A 17,795-nucleotide genomic window follows, 5' to 3' on the forward strand; every position below is an offset into this window, starting at 1 on the left:
CGAAATGCGTTCGGCGGCAGTTGGATCGGCGGCCGAGGCGGGGAACGCGCCCCGGCCGCCGTCGAGCTAGTCGGCCGCGCCGTTCGCCTGGGCGGCGACCTGCCTTGCGAGGTTCTCGGCGACCTCGGCCTGCCAGTTCTCGTTGGCGTGGGTGGTGTCGACCTCGTATTCGAATCGGTCGGTCATCTCCGGCTTCACGTCGGCGACATCGACATAGAACTGCTCGTACCACCGCCGGTGCTGGTAGACCGGCCCGTCCTCCTGCGTCAGCAGCGGATTGTCGATGCGGGTCTTGTGTTTCCAGATCTCCACGTCCTGCAGGAATCCGACGCCGAAGCTCTTGCCGAACGCTTTGGCCAGCTTCTCCGACTTCTCCGGCGGCAGGCCCTTGATGCGCTGCACGCTCACACCCCACTGCAGGACGAAGGAATTGTGCGTCACCGGGTAGTGGCAGTTGATGAGCACCACCTCGACGGTGCTGTCGCCGAAATCGTTGTGCAGGGTGTTGATCATGTAGGACGGCCCGTAATACGAAGCCTCCGAACGCAACAGCGACATCTCCTGCGAGTAGTTCGACTTCGCGTGCACATCCGGCCGACCCTTGGAGTGCAGGAACTGCGTCGCGACGTGTCCTTCGAACACATTCTTGAAATACACCGGGTACGCGTAGTGGATGTAGAAGAAGTGCGCCATATCGACGTTGTTGTCGATGATTTCGCGGCAGTGCGAGCCCTCGATGAGCAGGGTGTTCCAGTCCCAGTCGCTCCACTCGCCGGTGTCGATGCCCTCGATGTGCGGGATCGCGACCTCGGGCGGCGGCGGATTGCCCTCGGGATCGTTCCACACGAAGAACTGCCCGTTTTCCTCGCAGGTGATCCAGGATCTGGTGCGCGCCAAAGGCGGAACGCGGCGGGCATAGGGGATGGCGGCGCACTTACCGTCGCCGCGCCAGCGCCAATCGTGGAAGGGGCAGGCGATATTGTCGTCCTTGACGGTGCCGTAGGCGAGGTCCGCACCCATGTGCCGGCAGTACCCGTCGAGGGCGTGCAGTTCGCCCTTGCTGTCGGACCAGATCACCAGTTTGGTGCCGAAGGCGTTGACCGAGTGTGGTTTTCCGTCCCGGAAGCTCTCGGCCAGCCCGAGACAGTGCCAGCCCCGGGCGAATCGGGTCATCGGCTCGCCGACATCGATGCTGCGATACTGCTGTTTCATGGGCGTCCTCCGCGATTGATGATCGGCGCCATCACGTCGGGCAGGAGTCTGTTGAGCCCGATGATGAGGCGGTTGTAGGCGGGAAAACTGATGTACTGCTTGTTCTTCGCGACGCCGTCGAGAATCGCGTCGGCGGCGGCGAGCGGCTTCACCTTGGCGAAGGGCAGCTTGTCGATGGAGGCGCGGTAGTCGTAGCCGGGCAGGTTCACGGCACTGTCGAAGATGCCGGTGTCGACCACGCCCGGCAGCACCACGCTGACCTTGATGCCGTGTGCGGCGGCCTCGGCGCGCAGCGCGGTGCTCAGGCCGACCACGGCGTGCTTGGTGGCGGTGTACGCGACCGATCGCGCCACCGGCAGGACGCCCGCGCTGCTGGCGGTATTGACGATGTGCCCGCCGCCCTGTTCGAGCATGCGCGCGTAGGCGAGCTGGGTGCCGTGCACGACGCCCCAGAAGTTGACGTCGACGATCTGGTTCCAGGCGATATCGGTCATCTTGGCGAAATCGCCGCCGACCACGATGCCGACATTGTTGAACATGAAGTCGAGCCGCCCGTGCTCGGCGACGGCGCGCTCGACCACGTCGGCGAGGGCCTCGCGGTCGGTGACGTCGGCGACCATGGTGGTGAGGCCGCCGGTGCTGCTCGCGGCCAGGGAGTCCAGGCCCGCCACCGCGCGGTCGACGGCATAGACGCACGCGCCGCGCTGCAGCAACCTGGTCACGAGCGCTCTCCCCATGCCGGAGGCGGCACCCGTGACGATCGCGGTGACAACGGAATAGGTCATGCGCCCGAGGTTAAGCACCTTCGCTTAATAGAACAAGTGTCAGTTTCGGGCGGCGGGGGCCGGTCAGGCCCTGCGATACCGGCGCACAACGACTTTCGCGGGCCGGATGGACCGATCTCCTATCGTCAGCCCCGGCTGGATGACCGACTCCACGGTCCGGTCGGCGGCCGGATCGTCGGTGTCGGTGAGCTCGGCGGCCTCCATGGTGTCCGGATCGAAGTCCGTGCCCCGGAACGGCGTCACCAGCTCACCGCCCCGCTCGGCCAGCATGCGCTCGACCCGGCGGCTCATGGTCTCGAAGCCCTGGCGGTCCGGCTCCGAATCGGTGGTGGAGGCGAAGGTCTGGGCCAGGCCGTGCAGGGCGAACAGGTCGCGGATCAGGGGAGCGTCGGCTTCTGCGCGCTCGTCGCGGATCTTCAGTTTCGCCTCATCGGCCAGTCGCTCGATGGTGGCGGCCTGCCGGGCGATGACGCGGGCCAGGTCGTCGATGCGTTCGGTGATGCGGTCGAGTGTCGTGGCCGGTAGGTCGGTCGGGGCGGGCACTGCGGGCAGGGCCGGGAGGGTGGCCGCCGGGGCTGGATCGGTCATGCTCGAACGATAGACCCGGTAGTCGGTCCCGGCTGCTACCATCGCCGTCGTGGGGGTCTATGGAATCGATCTGGGCACAACGAATTCGGCAATTGCGACGATTGACGCAGACGGCCGGCCGGAGGTGCTGATCGGGCTCAATGGGGAACCGACCGTCCCGTCTGTCGTCTTGTTCGCCTCCGCCACCGACCATGTGGTGGGGGAGGGTGCGCGCCGGCAGGCCCGCCTCGATCCCGATCACGTGTGCACGCTGGTGAAACGCCGCATGGGAGATGCGGAGTGGCGGTTCGGCGCACACGGGCAGCTGTGGTCGGCGCCCGCGGTCTCCTCCCTCATTCTGAAAAGCCTTGCCGCCGATGCCGAATTCGCGGGCGGCGAACCGGTGCGGCGGGTGGTGATCACGGTGCCCGCCTACTTCGGCGACGAGGAGCGCCGGGCCACCATCCAGGCCGGCACCTACGCCGGATTCGAGGTGGCGGGCGTGCTGTCCGAGCCCATCGCGGCGGCGCTGTCCTACGGTTTCGGGCGGCTGGACGGCGGCATCGAGATCGGCGCGTCGCCGGCGCGCGAGACCGTGCTGGTCTACGACCTCGGGGGCGGCACCTTCGACGCCACCGTCATCGAACTCGCCGACCGCCGCATCTCGGTGCTGGCCGTGGAGGGCGATCATCAGCTCGGCGGCGCGGACTGGGACGAGCGGCTGGCGCTGCACCTGTCCCAGCAGTTCTGCGCCGCCAATCCGGATGCCGAAGACCCCCTGGACGATTCGGTCGGCTCGCAGCTGCTGGTGCTGGCGGCCGAGCAGGCCAAACGTGAGCTCACCACCGCCGACAGCACCGAGGTGGTGATCGCGCACGACGGCGCGCGGGCGGTGATCCCGCTGACCCGCGACGAACTCGAGGCCATGACCGCCTCGCTCATGCGGCGCACGGTGGATCTCACCAAGGCGGTGCTGGCCGCGGCCGGGCAGCGCGGGGTCCGGCAGGTGGATCGGCTGCTGCTGGTGGGCGGCTCGTCGCGGATGCCGATGGTGGCCGAGCAGCTGCACAAGGAATTCGGGCTGATCGGTGAGCTGCGCGATCCGGATCTGTCGGTGGCGCGCGGGGCCGCGCTCTACGGCGAGAAGCTGGAGATGGAGCGGCTGGTGGCCGCGGATCTGGCGACCCGTGGGCGACTACGCGACGGCGCCGGGCTGAGCGAGGCGGATCCGGTTGATCTGGAGGCCTCGCTGGCGCGAGTGGCCGATTCGTTCGGGCAGCCGGTGAGCCTGGTGCGCCGCATGATCGAGATCCAGGTGGACACGGTGGTGTCGCGTGGCTTCGGGGTGCTGGCGCTGGATCCGTTCAACGGGCTGGCTGCCAGCTGGCTGGTGCATCGCAATCAGACCCTGCCCATTCGCGTGCGGCGGTCCTACGGGACGGTGCGGGCGGACCAGGATCAGATCGAGCTGACCATCGTGGAGCAGCAGGGGCAGGCGGCGTCGACCCGGCCCGAGGACACGAAGGTGTTGGTGGAGGGCAGGATTCGGGACATTCCACCCGGGTATCCGGAGGGCAGTGAAGTCCGGGTGACCTTCGAGATGGGATTCGACGGCGTGCTACACGTGACCGCCTACCATGTGGATGCCGATCTGCCGCTGACGCTTTCGGTGCAGACCGGGGCCACCCTGTCGCAGGCGGATGTGGAGCGCGAACTGGATCAGTTGCAGCGCACCCGGCGTCGCAACTCCTGACCGGTATACGCTGTCCGACGACAAGCCATGCATGCCTTCGATTCCAATGACTACCGCAAGCGCGTCCTCGCAGCCGTCGAACGCCGGGGCGGGCTCGGTGAGTCGGATGCCTTCGAGCTGTACGACATTCCGCTCGCGGAGGCCGCGCGACTGAGCGACGCCGAGGTGGCGGCGCGGGTCGAGGCGGTCTGGGCGTTCTGGCAGAAGCTGCGCGACCATCCCAAGTACCGGGTGCTGGCCGGGCTGCTGGTGGACGCGCACGCCGAACTCTCGGAACCTTTGCTGCACACCGGTTCCCGGCTCGTCGAGGCCGATCGGGTGACGCAGTTGCGGGCCCGGCGGGAGGCCGAGCGCTACGAGATGCTCGACGCCGCCATCGAGCGGCTGGTGGCGCGGCACGGCGGCATTCCCGCCGCGAAGATCCCCGGCCTCGAGGACATAGGCCGGATGGGCGGGCTGACCGTGGCCGAGATCGCCGCCCGGGTGCGCCGCCACCGCATCATCGACGAGGCGCCCGCGCCGGCATCGCCGCCCGCCGCGCCCGCCCTGAGTTCCGAACGCCGCCGGCAGATCCGCGCGCTCCTCGCCGAATACGAGCGCCTGCTTCCCGGCGATCCGGTCCCCACCCTGCTGGCCCTGCTCGGCATGGAATTCGCCGCCGCCCACCACACCAACGAGATCCGCCTGCGCGCCGGCGCCCTGCGCGCCCGCACCCGCGAACTGCCGCCCGGCCGGATCCGCGTGGTCCTCGACGAACTCCTCATCCATATCGGCGACATCCTCGAGCCCGGCGGCGCCATGGTCGACGCCTACCTCCTCGCCATCACCGAGACGGTCACCGACCAGCTCCGCCCCCAGGTCCGCGCCGCCGTACTCGTCGAAGACCTCCTGGTAGCAGCGGATTTCGACTACCTGCTCGGCGTCGCCATCGCCACCGGCCTCGGCCGCGCCGCCGCGGAACGCATTCTCATCACCCTCACCGACGAACTCGGCACCACCGTCGAAGGCCGCGAACACCTCGCCGCCCCGCCCCGCCCCAGTGTTCCCGCGCAGACCAGCTCCGCCACAACGACTTCGACCCACTCGACGGGGAATGGTGCTCCATCGGGGACCGGCGCGGCCGCCGGAAGCGAATTCGGCCGCGACCCCGCGAGCAACCCTTAGGGTGAGGGTCCGGCCGCCTCCGACACCGGCGACTCGGCGGGTGGCTTCGGCCCGGACCGCGATGCGGCGACCGCTGCCGGAAGCGCGGGCGGCTCGTCGGGAACCGGTGGCGGGCCACGGTATTCGGGCGGTGGCGCACCAGTTCGAGGTCGTGGAGAGGCGCCGGAGGCGGCGCAGTGGCAGCGGACGCCCTATACGGGCGAGGCGGGCGGTGCGGGTGCGGGGCGGCCGTGGGAGGCGGCGTTGCGGGCGGCGCGGGCCTCGCTGCGGGCGGGACGGCCCAGGGAGGCGGCCGGATTCGTCACCGATGCGCGGCGCGGGGTCGGGGACGACAGTCTGGGGGCGCGATCGGTGCGGGCGGTGGGGGAAGAGGTCGAGCGGGTGCTGGCGGAGGCGGCCGTGCACTGGCGGGCGGCCGTGTCCTGTTGTGCGGGGCGGCGGTTCGTGGAGGCGCTGGGCGAGCATCTGGAGTTCCTGGATCGGCGGGCGGCGGATGTGCCCAATCCCGATCCGCGGGGAGCCGGCCGGGAGTTGCTGATCGGGCGGGCGCGGGCGGCGGTGATGGAGGCGGGGCGGCTGTTCGAGGCGCTGCCGTCGGATCCGGGACTGCGCATGCAGGCCGTGCGGGCCGTGCTCGAGGTGTGCGCCGACCATGCCGAGGCGCTGGCGGCGCTGGCCGAATTGCAGGTGGGCGCGCCGGGAACGGTGACGGTGAGCCGCAAGCCGGACGGGACGGTGGTGATCGCCTGGCTCCCGTCGCGGACCACGCAGGTGGAGTACCGGGTCACGCGGCTGCTGGGCGACGGGTCGTGGCGGGTGGTGGGCCGCACCCGCGGTACCGCGCTGGAGGACGGCGGGGCGCCGACCGGGCCGGTGCCGGTGTACGGGGTGGTGGCGTCCGTCTCCGGCCGGACCTCCGAAATGGCCCGGTCCGATGGGGATTCGGGCCGCGATCCGGCCCAGGGCGGCGAGCCGGATGCCGCGGGTGGCGGGCCCGATGGCGACCGGCCCAGCGGTATGCCCACCGTGCGCAGCCTGACCGAACAGCGCGGGCTGCTGGTCTTCGAATGGCCGATCGGCATCACCGAGGTGATGGTGGTGGCCCGCCCCGACGCCCCGCCGGTGGATCCCGAGGATCCCCGGGCGCGCCGGTGGAAGGTCACCAATATGCGCTACGAGATCGACGGCGGGGTGCGGATCCCGTCCGAGGTCCCGCGGCCCTGTCACGTCGCCGTGGCTTCCTGCCGGCGCGATGCCACCGGAACTCTCACTGTCGCCACTGGATTCGGCCCGGACGCCCGGATTCGCTGGGTGCGCTGAGAGCCGCTGTCGCCCCGCATGGGAATCTGGTGGGGGCCGGGTCTGTTGCTGCGAGGACCGGTCGCGAACAGAGAGGCGGAGCTGGGTGATTCCGAAGTTGATGGCGGTGAGCGACATCCATGTCGGTCATCAGGGCAACAAACCGGTGGTCGAGGCGATCCGCGCGGATTCCCCCGAGGACTGGCTCATCCTGGCCGGTGACGTGGGCGAGAAGACCGATGACATCCGCTGGGCCCTGGAGACCCTGCGCGGCCGCTTCGCCAAGGTCATCTGGGTGCCCGGTAATCACGAATTGTGGACCACTGCAAAGGATCCCGTGCAGATGCACGGCGCGGCCCGCTACGACTACCTGGTCTCGCTGTGCCGCGATGTGGACGTCGTCACACCGGAGGACCCGTTCCCGGTGTGGGAGGGCGCGGGCGCGGAGGAGTTCGGCGGCGCGGTCACCCTGGCCCCGCTGTTCATGCTCTACGACTACTCCTGGCTGCCGGAGGGCGCGAGGACCAAGGCCGAGGGCCTGGCCATCGCCAAGGACCGCAATGTGGTGGCCACCGACGAGTTCCTGCTCTCGGCCGAGCCGTACCTGACGCGCGACGCCTGGTGCCACGCCCGCGTCCAGTACACCCAGCGCCGCCTCGACGCCCTGCCCGCCGACACCCCGCTGGTGCTGATCAACCACTTCCCGCTGCTGCGCAAGCCGGTCGACATGATGTGGTACCCGGAGTTCTCCCTGTGGTGCGGCACCGACCTCACCTCCGACTGGCACACCAGCTACAACGTGGTCTGCGCGGTCTACGGCCACCTCCACATCCCCCGTACCACCTGGTACGACGGCGTCCGCTTCGAAGAGGTCTCCCTCGGCTACCCCCGCGAATGGCAGCGCCGCGGCCTCCCCGACAAACTCTTGCGCCAGATCCTCCCCGTCCCCGACTACGGCGACACCCTCAACGAGTGGGGCGGCCACTTCAAGATCACCCCCGAAATGCAGGCCGCCGCCCTGAAGATGAAGGAAGCCGCCGAACGCCGCCGCGGCCTGGCCTGACACCCGATGGGGCATCGGGCCGGCCGCTTGCCGCGGCGGCCGGCCCGATCCACCGGTGAGACACCGGTTTTCAGAGCAGGTGTTCGATGCGCACCGGGAACTCGCGGATACGTTTACCGGTGGCGTGCGCGATCGCGTTCACGATGGCGGCGGCCGCGCCGATCATGCCGAGCTCGCCGAGCCCCTTCACACCCAGCGGGTTGACGATCGAGTCGTTGACCTCCACGAAGGAGATGTCGACCTCCGGTGCGTCGGCATTGACGGGCAGCAGGTATTCCAGCAGTGACGGATTGGCCCACGCGCCGGTGCGCGCATCCGGCAGCGTCGCCTCCAGCAGCGCCTGCGACAGCCCCCAGTTCATGCCGCCCAGCACCTGGCTGCGCGCCAGCTTGGCATTGAGCACCCGCCCGGGCGCAAAGGCCCCCACCATGCGCCGCACCCGGACCAGCCCGAGTTCCGGATCCACCGCCACCTCGGCGAACTGCGCGCCGAAACTGATGCGCCCGAACGGCAGATCGCCGGTCGGCGGGTGCCAGGTGCCGATGGTCTCCAGGTCGGTGAGATGGTGGCGGGTCAGCAGCGCCGAATACGTCTCGCCGACAGCGGGATTGAAGCGCGCCCGCAGCCGCCCGCCGCGCGCCTCGATCTCCGGGGCGATCCGCCCGTGCAGCGGCGACTCCGGATCGCCGACCGCGAGCGCGATCAACTGCCCGCGCAGATCGGTGCACGCGGTGTGCACGGCCGCGCTGATCATGCCCGCACCCATCGATCCGACGGCCGCCGCGATGTTCGGGTAGTCGGTGTCGCCGATATCGACTCGGATGCGGTCGAATTCGACGCCCAGGGCGTCCCCGGCGACCTGCGCCATGGCGGTGGCCACGCCGGTGCCGAAGTCCTGGGTACCCGCCTGCACGATCAGCGCCCCGTCGGCGAGCAGCCGCGCATGGGCGCGCTGCGGCTGTCCCGGCTCGTACACCGGGTATCCGGCGGTGGCCATGCCCCAGCCCAGCAGCCAGTGGCCGTCGGCGCGCGGAGTGCCGCGCCCGGTCTCACCGGACCAGCCGAAGCGTTCGGCGGCGGTCCGCACGCATTCGGCGTACCCGTCGGAACTCCACGGATGCCCGCTCGCCGGGTCGATGGCGGCATGATTGTGCAACCGCAATGCCATCGGGTCCATGCCGATGGCGGCGGCCAGCTCGTCGACGGCGCACTCCATGGCGAGCATGCCGGAGGCCTCGCCGGGCCCGCGCGTGAACGTCGGCGACATGAGGTTGCCGCGAATGAGGCGATACTGCCCGTCCCAGTGCGGAATCGCGTACGCCTGCCCGGCCACGCCCAGCGACATCTCGGCCCAGTCGTCGAACGGTGAGGTGACGGACAGCTTGTGGTGCCGCAACCCGGTGAAGGTCCCCTGGCCGTCGCAGGTCAGCGTGACCCGCTGCTCCTGTTCCTCCCGCAATCCGGTGCCGTAGAACATCTGCTCGCGGGTGAGCACCACCTTGACCGGGCGGCCCAGTTCCCGGGCGAGCATGGGCGCGAGCGTGACATGCGGCCAGATCAGGGCCTTGCCGCCGAAGCCGCCGCCCACATAGTGCGCGACCACTCGCACATTCGCGGGTGAGATGCCCAGGTACGCGGCCACCGTGGCCTGGGTGGCGCTCACGCCCTGGGTGGCGTCGTACACGGTGACGGTGTCGCCGTCCCAGCTCGCCGCGGTGGCCGAGCACTCGATGGGATTGTGGTGGTTGGCGGCGAAATGGTAAGTGGCGTCGACGGTGTGGACCGCGGCGTCGGCCGCCGCCTCGAAGTCCCCGCGCGACTGCACGGCCGGGACGAGACCGCAGAACACCGTCTTCGGCTGATACTGCGCGTCGCGTCCGTCCTCGAGCCGGATGAGCGGCTGCTGCGCGTCGTAGTCGGCCGTCACGAGCTCGGCCGCGTGCTGCGCGCACTCGAAGGTATCCGCGACCACCACGGCGATCGGCTGGCCGTAGTAGTGAATCGTGGTGTCCTGCAAGGGGAAGAAGGTCTGCCCGGGCGCGGGCCCGCCGAAGCCGGACGGCCACTGCGACGGGATGGCCGCCACCTTCGGCAGATTCTCGTGCGTGTAGACCGCGACCGCCCCCGCCGCGAGCGCGGGCTCGCTGTCGATGGAAAGCACTGTGCCGCTGCCGATCCGTGCGCCCACGATCACCGCGTGCGCCAGCCCGGCCAGCGGCACCTCGGCGGTGTACTGCGCCGCCCCGGTGACCTTGGCGCGCCCGTCGACCCGATCGAATCCCTGCCCGATCAGCGGCCGGGCTGCGGTGGCGGTCATCGCGTCGCTCCCGAAAGCGGTTGCGGTGACACCGTTTCCAGCGCCCGCACCAGCGTCCGCCGCGCCAGTTCCGCCTTGAACGCGTTCATGGGATGCGAGGTGTCCGCGCCCTGTACTTCGGTCGCCGCGGCCTTGTCGAAGTTCTCCCGGGTCGCGGACACCCCGATCAGCAACTGCTCGGCGATCCGGGCCCGCCACGGCTTGGTCGCGATACCGCCCAGCCCGATCCGCACATCCAGCACCGTGCCGTCGGCGACGCTCAGCGCGACCGCCGCCGAGGCGAGCGCGAACTCGTAGGACTCCCGGTCGCGCACCTTCAGATAGTGCGAGTTGCGGGCGAACGGCAGTGCGGGCACATCGACGCGGGTGATCAGTTCATCGGGGGCGATCGGATGCTCGAGCTGCGGGGTGCGGCCGGGCAGCAGGAAGAAGTCGTCGAAGGCGATCGTGCGTTCCCCGCGCGGACCCCACACGGTGACCGTCGCCTCCAGGGCCGTCAACGGGACCGCCACATCCGAGGGGTGGGTGGCGAAGCACCGCTGCCCGGTCCCGAGCACCGCGTGCCCCCGGTGCAATCCGTCGATCGCATCGCAGCCCGACCCGGGATCGCGCTTGTCGCAGGCGCCGGCGGGATCCCGGAAATACGAGCACCGCACCTTCTGCATGAGGTTGCCGCCCATGGTCGCCATGTTCCGCAACTGCGCCGACGCCCCCTGGCGCAAAGCCTGCGACAGGAACGGATAGCGTTCGGCCACACCGGATTCCGCCGCGACCTCGCTCATGGTGGCGAGCGCGCCGATGCGCAGCCCGCCGTCGGCGGTGTGCTGGATTCCGCCCAGCGGCAGCCAGGTGATGTCCACGACATTGTCCGGTTCCAGCGCGCCGGTGCGCAGCAGGTCCACCAGGGTGGTGCCGCCCGCCAGGAAAACCGTTGCGGGCCTGGAGGTCACGGTGCTCACCGCCTGTTCGACGGTGGTCGGCCGGGCGTAGGAGATGGGTTTCACGGCAGCTCACCCTCCTCGCGCCGCAGGGCATCCCGGCCCTGGCGGACGGCCTCCCGGATGTTCTGGTAGGCCGCGCACCGGCAGATATTGCCGCTCATCCACTCCGCGATCTCGGCCTCGGATTCGGCGTGGCCCTCCTCGATGCACTTGATGGCCGACATGATCTGGCCGGGAGTGCAGTAGCCGCACTGGAATCCGTCGGCCGCCAGGAAAGCCCGCTGCACCGGATGCAGCCGGTCCCCGTCGGCCACGCCCTCGATGGTGGTGATCTCGCGGCCCTCGGCGGCCAGCGCCAGGGTCAGGCAGGCCAGCACCCGCCGATTGTCGATCCACACCGTGCAGGCGCCGCAGGCGCCCTGGTCGCAGCCCTTCTTGGTGCCGGTCAGGTGCAGGTGCTCGCGCAGTGCGTCCAGCAGGCTGGTGCGGGGTTCGAGCACCGTGTAGTGGTCGTGGCCGTTGACGCGCAGGGTGGTCATGGTGCGGGTGGGCCCGATGAATCCGGCCGGCGCGGAGCCGGTCCGCTTCGATGGTTCGACGGTCATATCGCGCCTCCTGCCTCGCGGACTCGCCGGGAGCGCCGCGATGGTTGCGGACTGCGGATTGGATATGAGCTGGCAAAAGCCTAGCAACGGACCCGCGGCGGTGTCCGGCGAAGAGCGCTCCCCGATGACCGGCGGAGCCGCCCGCGCCCGCCCGGTAGGCTCGATTCGGCAGTGCCGGAAGCGAGCAGGAGGCGGGTCATCGAGGAGCGGGCGGTCGCGGCGACGGAGTCGGCGCGCATACTCGGCAGGATTGTGCCCAACGGGGTCGCTGCGGCCGAACTGACGGCGTACCCGGAGGACCTGAAACCGCACCCCGGCGAGGAGCACCTGATTGCCCGCGCGGTCGAGAAGCGGCGCCGGGACTTCATCGGCGCGCGCTACTGCGCCCGGCAGGCGCTGGCCCAGCTGGGGGAGCCCGCCGTCGCCATCGGCAAGGGGGGCACCGGTGAACCGGTGTTCCCGCGCGGCATCGTCGGCAGCCTCACCCACTGCGACGGCTACCGGGCTGCCGCGCTCGGCCACAAACTGCGCTTCCGGTCCATCGGCATCGATGCCGAACCGCACGGTCAGCTGCCGGACGGCGTCCTGGACTCGGTGAGCCTGGCGCCCGAGCGGCAGTGGCTGCGGACCGTGCTGCCCGGCACCGATCTGCATCTGGACCGGCTGCTGTTCTGCGCCAAGGAGGCCACCTACAAGGCGTGGTTCCCGCTCACCGGCCGATGGCTGGGCTTCGAGGACGCGCACATCACCTTCACCGTGGACGAGGAGTCCGCGGGCGGCGGCGCGGGCACCTTCCACACCGAGCTGCTCGTCCCCGGCTCGGTCACCGACGGCGGCAGTCCGCTGACCTCGTTCGACGGCCGCTGGCTGATCAGCGACGGCCTCATCCTGACCGCGATCGTGGAGGCCTGATGGGCGCGGTGCAGGCCAAGCGCGAGAAGCTGCCGCCGCTGGTCGACGCCTTCGGCGGCCTGCTGATCGTCGACAAGGACGGCGGCTGGACCAGCCACGACGTGGTCGCCAAGAGCCGAAGGCTGTTGCGCACCAAGAAGGTCGGGCACGCCGGCACCCTCGACCCGATGGCCACCGGCGTGCTGGTGCTGGGTGTGGAACGGGCCACCAAACTGCTGGGGCAGCTGATCCTGACCACCAAGGCGTACACCGCCACCATCCGGCTCGGGCAATCCACCGTGACCGACGACGCCGAGGGCGAGGTCACCGCGACCACCGCGGCCGGGCATCTCACCGACGCCGAGATCGCCTCGCACATAGCCACATTGACCGGCGACATCCAGCAGGTGCCCGCCACCGTCAGCGCCATCAAGGTCAATGGCGAACGCGCCTACGCCCGCGCCCGGGCCGGTGAGGACGTGGAGCTGGCCGCGCGCCCCGTCACCGTCAGCCGCTTCGACGTCCTCGCCCGCCGCGATATCGACACCGGCACAACCCGATTCGTCGATCTCGACGTCGAGGTGGAGTGCTCCTCCGGCACCTACATCCGGGCCCTGGCCCGCGACCTCGGTGAAAAGCTCGGCGTCGGCGGCCATCTCACCGCGCTGCGCCGCACCCGCGTCGGCCCCTTCACCCTCGAGCACGCCCGCACCCTGGACCAGCTGGCCGTGGCCGCCGAGGCGGGCGAACCGCTGCTGAGCCTGGACATCGACACCGCCGTGCGCACCGCCTTCCCGGTCCGCGACATCACCGCCGCCCAGGCCGAAGACCTGCGCAACGGCCGCTGGCTGGACCCGATCGGCCTGCCCGGCGTCTACGCCGCCCTCGATCCCGAGGGGCACGCCATCGCGCTGCTCCAGGAATCGGGCAAACGCGCCTCCTCGGTCATGGTGGTCCGCCCCGCGAATCTCTGAGGCGGCCCGGTCTTCTGGCGTGGCACCGCCCGATCTCTTCTGGCATGGCACTGCCCAATCGCCGACACCGCGCTGCCCAATCCCGCACGCCGCGTGGGCGACCGGGCGCACCATGGAGAGGGTCGCTCGGTCGCGCAGAGGAGGCGAAGATGCCCACCGATCTCTCCCTCGAATCCATGAAGCAGTTCGTCGCCGACCATTTCGAGGAGTTCGTGAATCGGCGCAATGCCGCTGTCATCCACCGCAATATGACCCCCGACTTTCTCGACCACGACGGTCCCGGCGGCCGCCCCACCGACCTGATCGGCGACGAGAAGATGATGCTCGGCATGTACGAGGCCATGCCCGACCTGCACGTCACGGTGGTGGAGATGCTCGCCGAGGGCGACCGGGTGATGTGCCGCAACATCTGGCGCTGGACCGACCGCGCCACCGGGGAGCCGCTCAGCTTCCAGGGCTTCGTGCTGTGGCGCTTCCAGGGCCGCCGCATCGCCGAACGCTGGGCCACCGTCACCTCCCCCTCCCCCTCCCCGAGTCCGGGCTGGGCGTAGCGCCATCTGGGCGCTGGAGCGCGCCGCCCAGCTGTGCACCGAATCCCCGACCCGGGGCAGACGGCTGCTGCTGGCCGCCGAATACGCGTTCGGGCTCGGGCAGGTCGATCTCGTCGACCGGTTGCTGCGAGGCGCCGCGGGCACCGAACTGTCCGAGCTCGACCACGGGCGGTTTCTCTGGGGGTTGCCGGGAGTCTGAGGCGGTTCGGTCGTAGGTTTGTGCAGCTCAGCGGCTTTCGCGGTGACTGTAGCAAATCGCGACAGGTGTTGGGCTGGTCATCGGGGATCGAGTCCGAGTTCGGTGAGCAGGTCGCGGATGTGGGCTTCGATCTGGTCGCGGATGGGGCGGACCGCGTCGATGCCTTGTCCGGCGGGGTCGTCGAGTTTCCAGTCGCGGTAGGAGATTCCGGGGAAGTAGGGGCAGGTGTCGCCGCAGCCCATGGCTGCCGCCCCGGCCGTCGCGCCGCACGCACGCATCAACCACCGTGACATCCGGCCAGGACATCGGCCTACCTTTGACGCTCAACGAACCGGCAACCGCGAACGGCGTTCCGCCGAGTGCCGGACCCGGCCGCAACGGCCGACCGAACGCGTCCCGGAGCGTACCGTCCTGCCTCAGCCGATGCCGTCCTGCACCGGATAGTCGATGACGACCACACCGCCGGTGGCGTAGTTGACGACATCGGCGGCCGCCCGCTGGCCGTACTCCGACGCCCGCGCCGCGGCCATGGCGGCGGCGTCAGCGAAGTCGGCTTCGAAGACCGCGAAATACGGCGCTTCTCCCTTGGTCGCCGCCACGTCGAAGCTGTAGCGCCACGCAAGCAGGCCGGGCCAATTCATGACCAGCGGAAGGTGGTTGGTCACGTAGTAGTCGCGGAAGTGGTCAGGGTCGATGGGCTTGGGATATAGGACCACCAACTTATGCATGACTGCCTCCTGGATCTACCGCGGTCGGTTGAATCGTCATATGTGCAGGTTAGGGCTTGATGTGTGGTCGAGGGAAAGACCGGGACGGGATAGGCTCAGAACGGATCGTTATCAATCGAGGGGGAGGGCATGTGGCGCCGGATACGGTGAGCCTGCGGTACTTTCTGGTGCTGGCGCAGGAGTTGAACTTCACCCGCGCGGCCGCACGGATCGGTATCGCGCAGCCCGCACTCAGTGCCCGGATGCGCCGATTGGAGGCGGAACTCGGTACGAGCCTGCTGGTTCGTAACACGCGTAGCGTCGTATTGACCACGGCCGGTGCGGCTTTGGCGGAGTCCGCGCCGCCCGCGCTGGCGGCGCTGGACCGGGCATGGGACACCGCCCGGAATGCGGGGGCCGGTGAACTGGGCACGCTGCGCATCGGATACAGCCTCAGCGCGGGGGCCGAGACGGCGCCGGCCCTGGTGGACAGGCTCATTCGCAGCAGCCCGGGACTCGAGGTCGGCGCGGTCCCGATGGCGACACCGGAGATCTCTCCCGCGGTCGCCGACGGCCGCATCGATGCGGGGATCACCCGCGGTGAACAGCCGGGTCGTGGCGTGCGCCGGTTCCTGCTGCGGCGTGTGCGCGTCGGGGTCCAATTGGCACAGCATCATCCGCTGGCCGAACACCCGGAGATCGAGATCGCCGATGCGGCCGCGTATCCGCTGCGACTCCCCGACCGTACGGCCAACCCCGTGATCCACGATCAGCTGTCCGCACTGTTCCGCGACACCCGGCCGAACCCCCGATTCCACACGCCCGCAGTCTCTTTCGACATGTCTCAGCGCGACCTACGCGACGGGCTCACCCTCGCTCCGGCCGGTGAAGTCGCGGTCACGACACAACCGGCCGGTCTCACGTGGCGACCGCTGCAGGGCGCACCCACCTTGACCATCCACCTGGTTCTCCCGCGCGTGCAGTCACCACTACACCGCCGCATCCGTACCGTCGCCAAAACCCTGGCACACGAGCTGCACTGGCTGCCGGACTGACGCGCAGCAGGTCACGCGAGACGGACGTCGGCGGTGGCGAGGCCGAAGACCTTGCGGCCCGCGGACTTCGCGGTAATGACGACGACGGCGGTCTTGCCGGCCGGGTCGACCGATTTGATGCGCCCGGTGAACTCGACAGTTCCGGCGGAGGCGGCTTCGATGACCGTGTAGTTCGACAGGCGGACGCCGTTCCGCGCCGGAGTCGATCGCCGATCACGGCATCGAGGACGTGGACGGAGAGCAGTTCGGTGGGGGCGTCGCTGTGGCGGTACTGCTTCAGCGTCGCGGTCGTGATGACCTCGGGGACGACCGTATGGTCCTGGCCGCCGGCGACCAGCAGCAGCGGTGTGGCCGGATCGCGGTCGGTGTTCACCGGCACTCGCTGACCATCGACCACGGCTGGGCCGAGATCGCCGACGCCACCCTGACCTGGCTGGCAGCGCAGGGCCGGTGAGGTGCGGGCGGAATCGCCCACCCGAACCACCGAGGAGATGAACCTCGCACCCGCATGGCCGCCTACTCTTCAAGGGTGGAATTGCGGCAGTTGCGGTATTTCGTGGCGGTGGCGGAGGAGCTGCATTTCCGGCGCGCGGCAGAGCGGTTGTTCATCTCCACTCCGACGTTGAGCCAGCAGATCCGGGCCATCGAACGTGAGGTCGGCGGACCGTTGCTGATCCGCGGCAGTCATGGCGTGGAGCTGACGGCCGCGGGTGAGGTGCTGTTGAAGACCGCCCGGAACGTGCTGGAGGCGGCCGAGACAGCGCTGCGCGAGACTCGCGCGGTCGCCCAGCCCGGCAATGCGGTGTTCCGCCTCGGCATCGTGAACGGCGCGCCCGCCTGGCTGCCGGGTCGGCTCGAGGCGCTGCTCAAGGCCCGGCAGCCAGGGGTGCGCATCGCGCTGTCCACCGGTACCAGCGGCGACCAGGCGCGGTTGCTGGATCGGGAGGAGGTCGACCTGGCCGTGCTGCGCATGCCGGTCCGGCTGGCCGATCACCTCACCTGCACCCCCATCGCCGACGAGGAGCTCGGCATCGTCATGTCCCGCGAACACCCGCTCGCGGCAGCGGTTTCGGTGGAACCGGCGCACCTCGGCGACCACGAGCTCATCATGTTCGCCCGCGACGCGGCCCCCGAGGTCCACGACTCGGTGCTGTCGCAATTGCGCGAGCGGGGTGCGACCGTCGTCCTCAGCGACAGCGCCATGAGTCACGCCCAGATGCTGCAGCTGCTTCCGCTCCGCCCCGGGGCCATCGGCGTCGGCTCCGCCCGCACCGCGACGGTCCCCGGCCTGGTCTGGCGGCCGCTGCAACCCCGCCCCCTGGTCATCACCTACGCCGCCGCCTGGCGCACCACCACCCGAAACCCCCTGCTGCACACCATGGCCGACGCCCTCGCCGGCGGCCTCCGCCTCGGTTCCAGCTGACCGGGTCCCGCCCGGCCCTCGACTTCGAGAAACGATCCGGGCGGCGACAGGCGCAGCCGCCTGCTGGATCGCGCGGTGACCGTGTGGGCCGACGGCGTGGGCCCCCGGCGCGGGCGGGGCCTGCACGAGCGGCTGTTCGACCGGGCGGCCACCGCGCCGGAGGTGCCCGCGTTCGCCGGCCCGGACCAGCGGGCGCTGGAGGCCGTGCTCGCGGCGTTCCAGCCCTGACGCACGCGGCCGGCCTGCGGTGTTAGCCCCGGCCTCACAGCTGTTCGACCGCGCGTCGTGG

18 protein-coding genes and 1 pseudogene are annotated in these 17,795 nt (G+C 70.0%); 11 read left to right on the plus strand and 8 right to left on the minus strand.

Annotation, left to right across the window (positions count from 1 at the left end; genetic code table 11):
- Positions 1-66: 66 nt before the first annotated feature.
- From ACFXIV_RS25740 to ACFXIV_RS25750, 3 genes are all read right to left on the minus strand, one after another.
- On the minus strand, positions 67-1,212 hold the full coding sequence (locus ACFXIV_RS25740; protein WP_379398346.1) for a Rieske 2Fe-2S domain-containing protein: 1,146 nt from the start codon (positions 1,210-1,212) through the stop codon (positions 67-69).
- Complete coding sequence (locus ACFXIV_RS25745; protein ID WP_379398348.1) at positions 1,209-1,997, minus strand: SDR family NAD(P)-dependent oxidoreductase; 789 nt, start codon at positions 1,995-1,997, stop codon at positions 1,209-1,211. The genes ACFXIV_RS25740 and ACFXIV_RS25745 overlap by 4 nt, the downstream gene beginning before the upstream one ends.
- 63 nt (positions 1,998-2,060) lie before the next feature.
- Positions 2,061-2,585, minus strand: a complete 525-nt coding sequence (locus tag ACFXIV_RS25750; protein ID WP_354839196.1) for a nucleotide exchange factor GrpE — start codon at positions 2,583-2,585, stop codon at positions 2,061-2,063.
- A gap of 49 nt (positions 2,586-2,634) precedes the next feature.
- Between ACFXIV_RS25750 and ACFXIV_RS25755 the strand changes: the two genes are divergently transcribed.
- The 4 genes from ACFXIV_RS25755 to ACFXIV_RS25770 all read left to right on the plus strand — a co-directional run bounded on the left by ACFXIV_RS25755 (position 2,635) and on the right by ACFXIV_RS25770 (position 7,843).
- A complete protein-coding gene (locus tag ACFXIV_RS25755) occupies positions 2,635-4,317 on the plus strand; it encodes an Hsp70 family protein (protein WP_379398350.1) in 1,683 nt (560 codons plus the stop codon).
- 27 nt (positions 4,318-4,344) lie between these two features.
- A complete protein-coding gene (locus ACFXIV_RS25760) occupies positions 4,345-5,481 on the plus strand; it encodes a hypothetical protein (RefSeq protein WP_379398352.1) in 1,137 nt (378 codons plus the stop codon).
- 243 nt (positions 5,482-5,724) lie between these two features.
- On the plus strand, positions 5,725-6,801 hold the full coding sequence (locus ACFXIV_RS25765; protein WP_379398354.1) for a hypothetical protein: 1,077 nt from the start codon (positions 5,725-5,727) through the stop codon (positions 6,799-6,801).
- An 85-nt stretch (positions 6,802-6,886) separates the two neighbouring features.
- Entirely contained in the window at positions 6,887-7,843 is a 957-nt protein-coding gene (locus ACFXIV_RS25770) for a metallophosphoesterase family protein (protein ID WP_379398355.1), read from the plus strand.
- 70 nt (positions 7,844-7,913) lie between these two features.
- On the opposite strand, the gene ACFXIV_RS25775 is transcribed toward ACFXIV_RS25770, so the two are convergent.
- From ACFXIV_RS25775 to ACFXIV_RS25785, 3 genes are read right to left on the minus strand one after another with little or no spacing between them, the layout of a single operon-like run.
- Positions 7,914-10,160: a xanthine dehydrogenase family protein molybdopterin-binding subunit gene (locus ACFXIV_RS25775; protein ID WP_379398357.1), complete on the minus strand. Its 2,247-nt coding sequence runs from the start codon at positions 10,158-10,160 to the stop codon at positions 7,914-7,916.
- Positions 10,157-11,164, minus strand: coding sequence for an FAD binding domain-containing protein (locus ACFXIV_RS25780; protein ID WP_379398358.1), 1,008 nt, complete (start codon positions 11,162-11,164; stop codon positions 10,157-10,159). Before ACFXIV_RS25780 ends, ACFXIV_RS25775 begins: the two co-directional genes overlap by 4 nt.
- Positions 11,161-11,706, minus strand: coding sequence for a (2Fe-2S)-binding protein (locus ACFXIV_RS25785; protein ID WP_379398359.1), 546 nt, complete (start codon positions 11,704-11,706; stop codon positions 11,161-11,163). Before ACFXIV_RS25785 ends, ACFXIV_RS25780 begins: the two co-directional genes overlap by 4 nt.
- A gap of 237 nt (positions 11,707-11,943) precedes the next feature.
- Between ACFXIV_RS25785 and npt the strand changes: the two genes are divergently transcribed.
- The 3 genes from npt to ACFXIV_RS25800 all read left to right on the plus strand — a co-directional run bounded on the left by npt (position 11,944) and on the right by ACFXIV_RS25800 (position 14,122).
- On the plus strand, positions 11,944-12,618 hold the full coding sequence (gene npt / locus ACFXIV_RS25790; RefSeq protein WP_379398784.1) for a 4'-phosphopantetheinyl transferase Npt: 675 nt from the start codon (positions 11,944-11,946) through the stop codon (positions 12,616-12,618).
- On the plus strand, positions 12,618-13,571 hold the full coding sequence (gene truB, locus ACFXIV_RS25795; protein ID WP_379398360.1) for a tRNA pseudouridine(55) synthase TruB: 954 nt from the start codon (positions 12,618-12,620) through the stop codon (positions 13,569-13,571). Before npt ends, truB begins: the two co-directional genes overlap by 1 nt.
- 149 nt (positions 13,572-13,720) lie before the next feature.
- Positions 13,721-14,122 (plus strand): ester cyclase, encoded by a 402-nt coding sequence (locus tag ACFXIV_RS25800; protein WP_379398362.1) that lies wholly within the window; start codon positions 13,721-13,723, stop codon positions 14,120-14,122.
- A 276-nt stretch (positions 14,123-14,398) separates the two neighbouring features.
- Here the strand turns inward: ACFXIV_RS25800 and ACFXIV_RS25805 are convergent.
- Together ACFXIV_RS25805 and ACFXIV_RS25810 are read right to left on the minus strand one after the other, a co-directional pair.
- Positions 14,399-14,563 (minus strand): annotated as a pseudogene (locus tag ACFXIV_RS25805) (heat-shock protein HtpX); the annotation flags it as partial.
- A gap of 174 nt (positions 14,564-14,737) precedes the next feature.
- Entirely contained in the window at positions 14,738-15,049 is a 312-nt protein-coding gene (locus ACFXIV_RS25810; protein WP_379398364.1) for an EthD family reductase, read from the minus strand.
- Between the two features lie 131 nt (positions 15,050-15,180).
- Between ACFXIV_RS25810 and ACFXIV_RS25815 the strand changes: the two genes are divergently transcribed.
- The 4 genes from ACFXIV_RS25815 to ACFXIV_RS25830 all read left to right on the plus strand — a co-directional run bounded on the left by ACFXIV_RS25815 (position 15,181) and on the right by ACFXIV_RS25830 (position 17,734).
- Complete coding sequence (locus ACFXIV_RS25815; RefSeq protein ID WP_379398366.1) at positions 15,181-16,083, plus strand: LysR family transcriptional regulator; 903 nt, start codon at positions 15,181-15,183, stop codon at positions 16,081-16,083.
- Between the two features lie 313 nt (positions 16,084-16,396).
- The gene (locus tag ACFXIV_RS25820) at positions 16,397-16,537 is read left to right on the plus strand and encodes a hypothetical protein (RefSeq protein WP_379398368.1); all 141 of its coding nucleotides are present in this window, start codon (positions 16,397-16,399) and stop codon (positions 16,535-16,537) included.
- Positions 16,538-16,612: 75 nt separating this feature from the next.
- The gene (locus tag ACFXIV_RS25825; RefSeq protein WP_379398370.1) at positions 16,613-17,506 is read left to right on the plus strand and encodes a LysR substrate-binding domain-containing protein; all 894 of its coding nucleotides are present in this window, start codon (positions 16,613-16,615) and stop codon (positions 17,504-17,506) included.
- Between the two features lie 75 nt (positions 17,507-17,581).
- Positions 17,582-17,734 carry a hypothetical protein gene (locus ACFXIV_RS25830; protein WP_379398372.1) on the plus strand — a complete coding sequence of 51 codons (153 nt, stop codon included), beginning with the start codon at positions 17,582-17,584 and terminating at the stop codon, positions 17,732-17,734.
- Positions 17,735-17,795 lie beyond the last annotated feature (61 nt).

It is taken from the genome of Nocardia sp. NPDC059236, assembly GCF_042754085.1.
GTDB lineage: Bacteria > Actinomycetota > Actinomycetes > Mycobacteriales > Mycobacteriaceae > Nocardia.

Excerpts from the sequence above, each read along its gene's own strand:
- ACFXIV_RS25740 (WP_379398346.1), bottom strand. The coding sequence starts at position 1,212 with ATGAAACAGCAGTATCGCAGCATCGATGTCGGCGAGCCGATGACCCGA.
- ACFXIV_RS25745 (WP_379398348.1), bottom strand. The coding sequence starts at position 1,997 with ATGACCTATTCCGTTGTCACCGCGATCGTCACGGGTGCCGCCTCCGGC.
- ACFXIV_RS25750 (WP_354839196.1), bottom strand. The coding sequence starts at position 2,585 with ATGACCGATCCAGCCCCGGCGGCCACCCTCCCGGCCCTGCCCGCAGTG.
- ACFXIV_RS25760 (WP_379398352.1), top strand. The coding sequence starts at position 4,345 with ATGCATGCCTTCGATTCCAATGACTACCGCAAGCGCGTCCTCGCAGCC.
- ACFXIV_RS25775 (WP_379398357.1), bottom strand. The coding sequence starts at position 10,160 with ATGACCGCCACCGCAGCCCGGCCGCTGATCGGGCAGGGATTCGATCGG.
- ACFXIV_RS25785 (WP_379398359.1), bottom strand. The coding sequence starts at position 11,706 with ATGACCGTCGAACCATCGAAGCGGACCGGCTCCGCGCCGGCCGGATTC.
- truB (WP_379398360.1), top strand. The coding sequence starts at position 12,618 with ATGGGCGCGGTGCAGGCCAAGCGCGAGAAGCTGCCGCCGCTGGTCGAC.
- ACFXIV_RS25800 (WP_379398362.1), top strand. The coding sequence starts at position 13,721 with ATGCCCACCGATCTCTCCCTCGAATCCATGAAGCAGTTCGTCGCCGAC.
- ACFXIV_RS25810 (WP_379398364.1), bottom strand. The coding sequence starts at position 15,049 with ATGCATAAGTTGGTGGTCCTATATCCCAAGCCCATCGACCCTGACCAC.
- ACFXIV_RS25820 (WP_379398368.1), top strand. The coding sequence starts at position 16,397 with ATGGTCCTGGCCGCCGGCGACCAGCAGCAGCGGTGTGGCCGGATCGCG.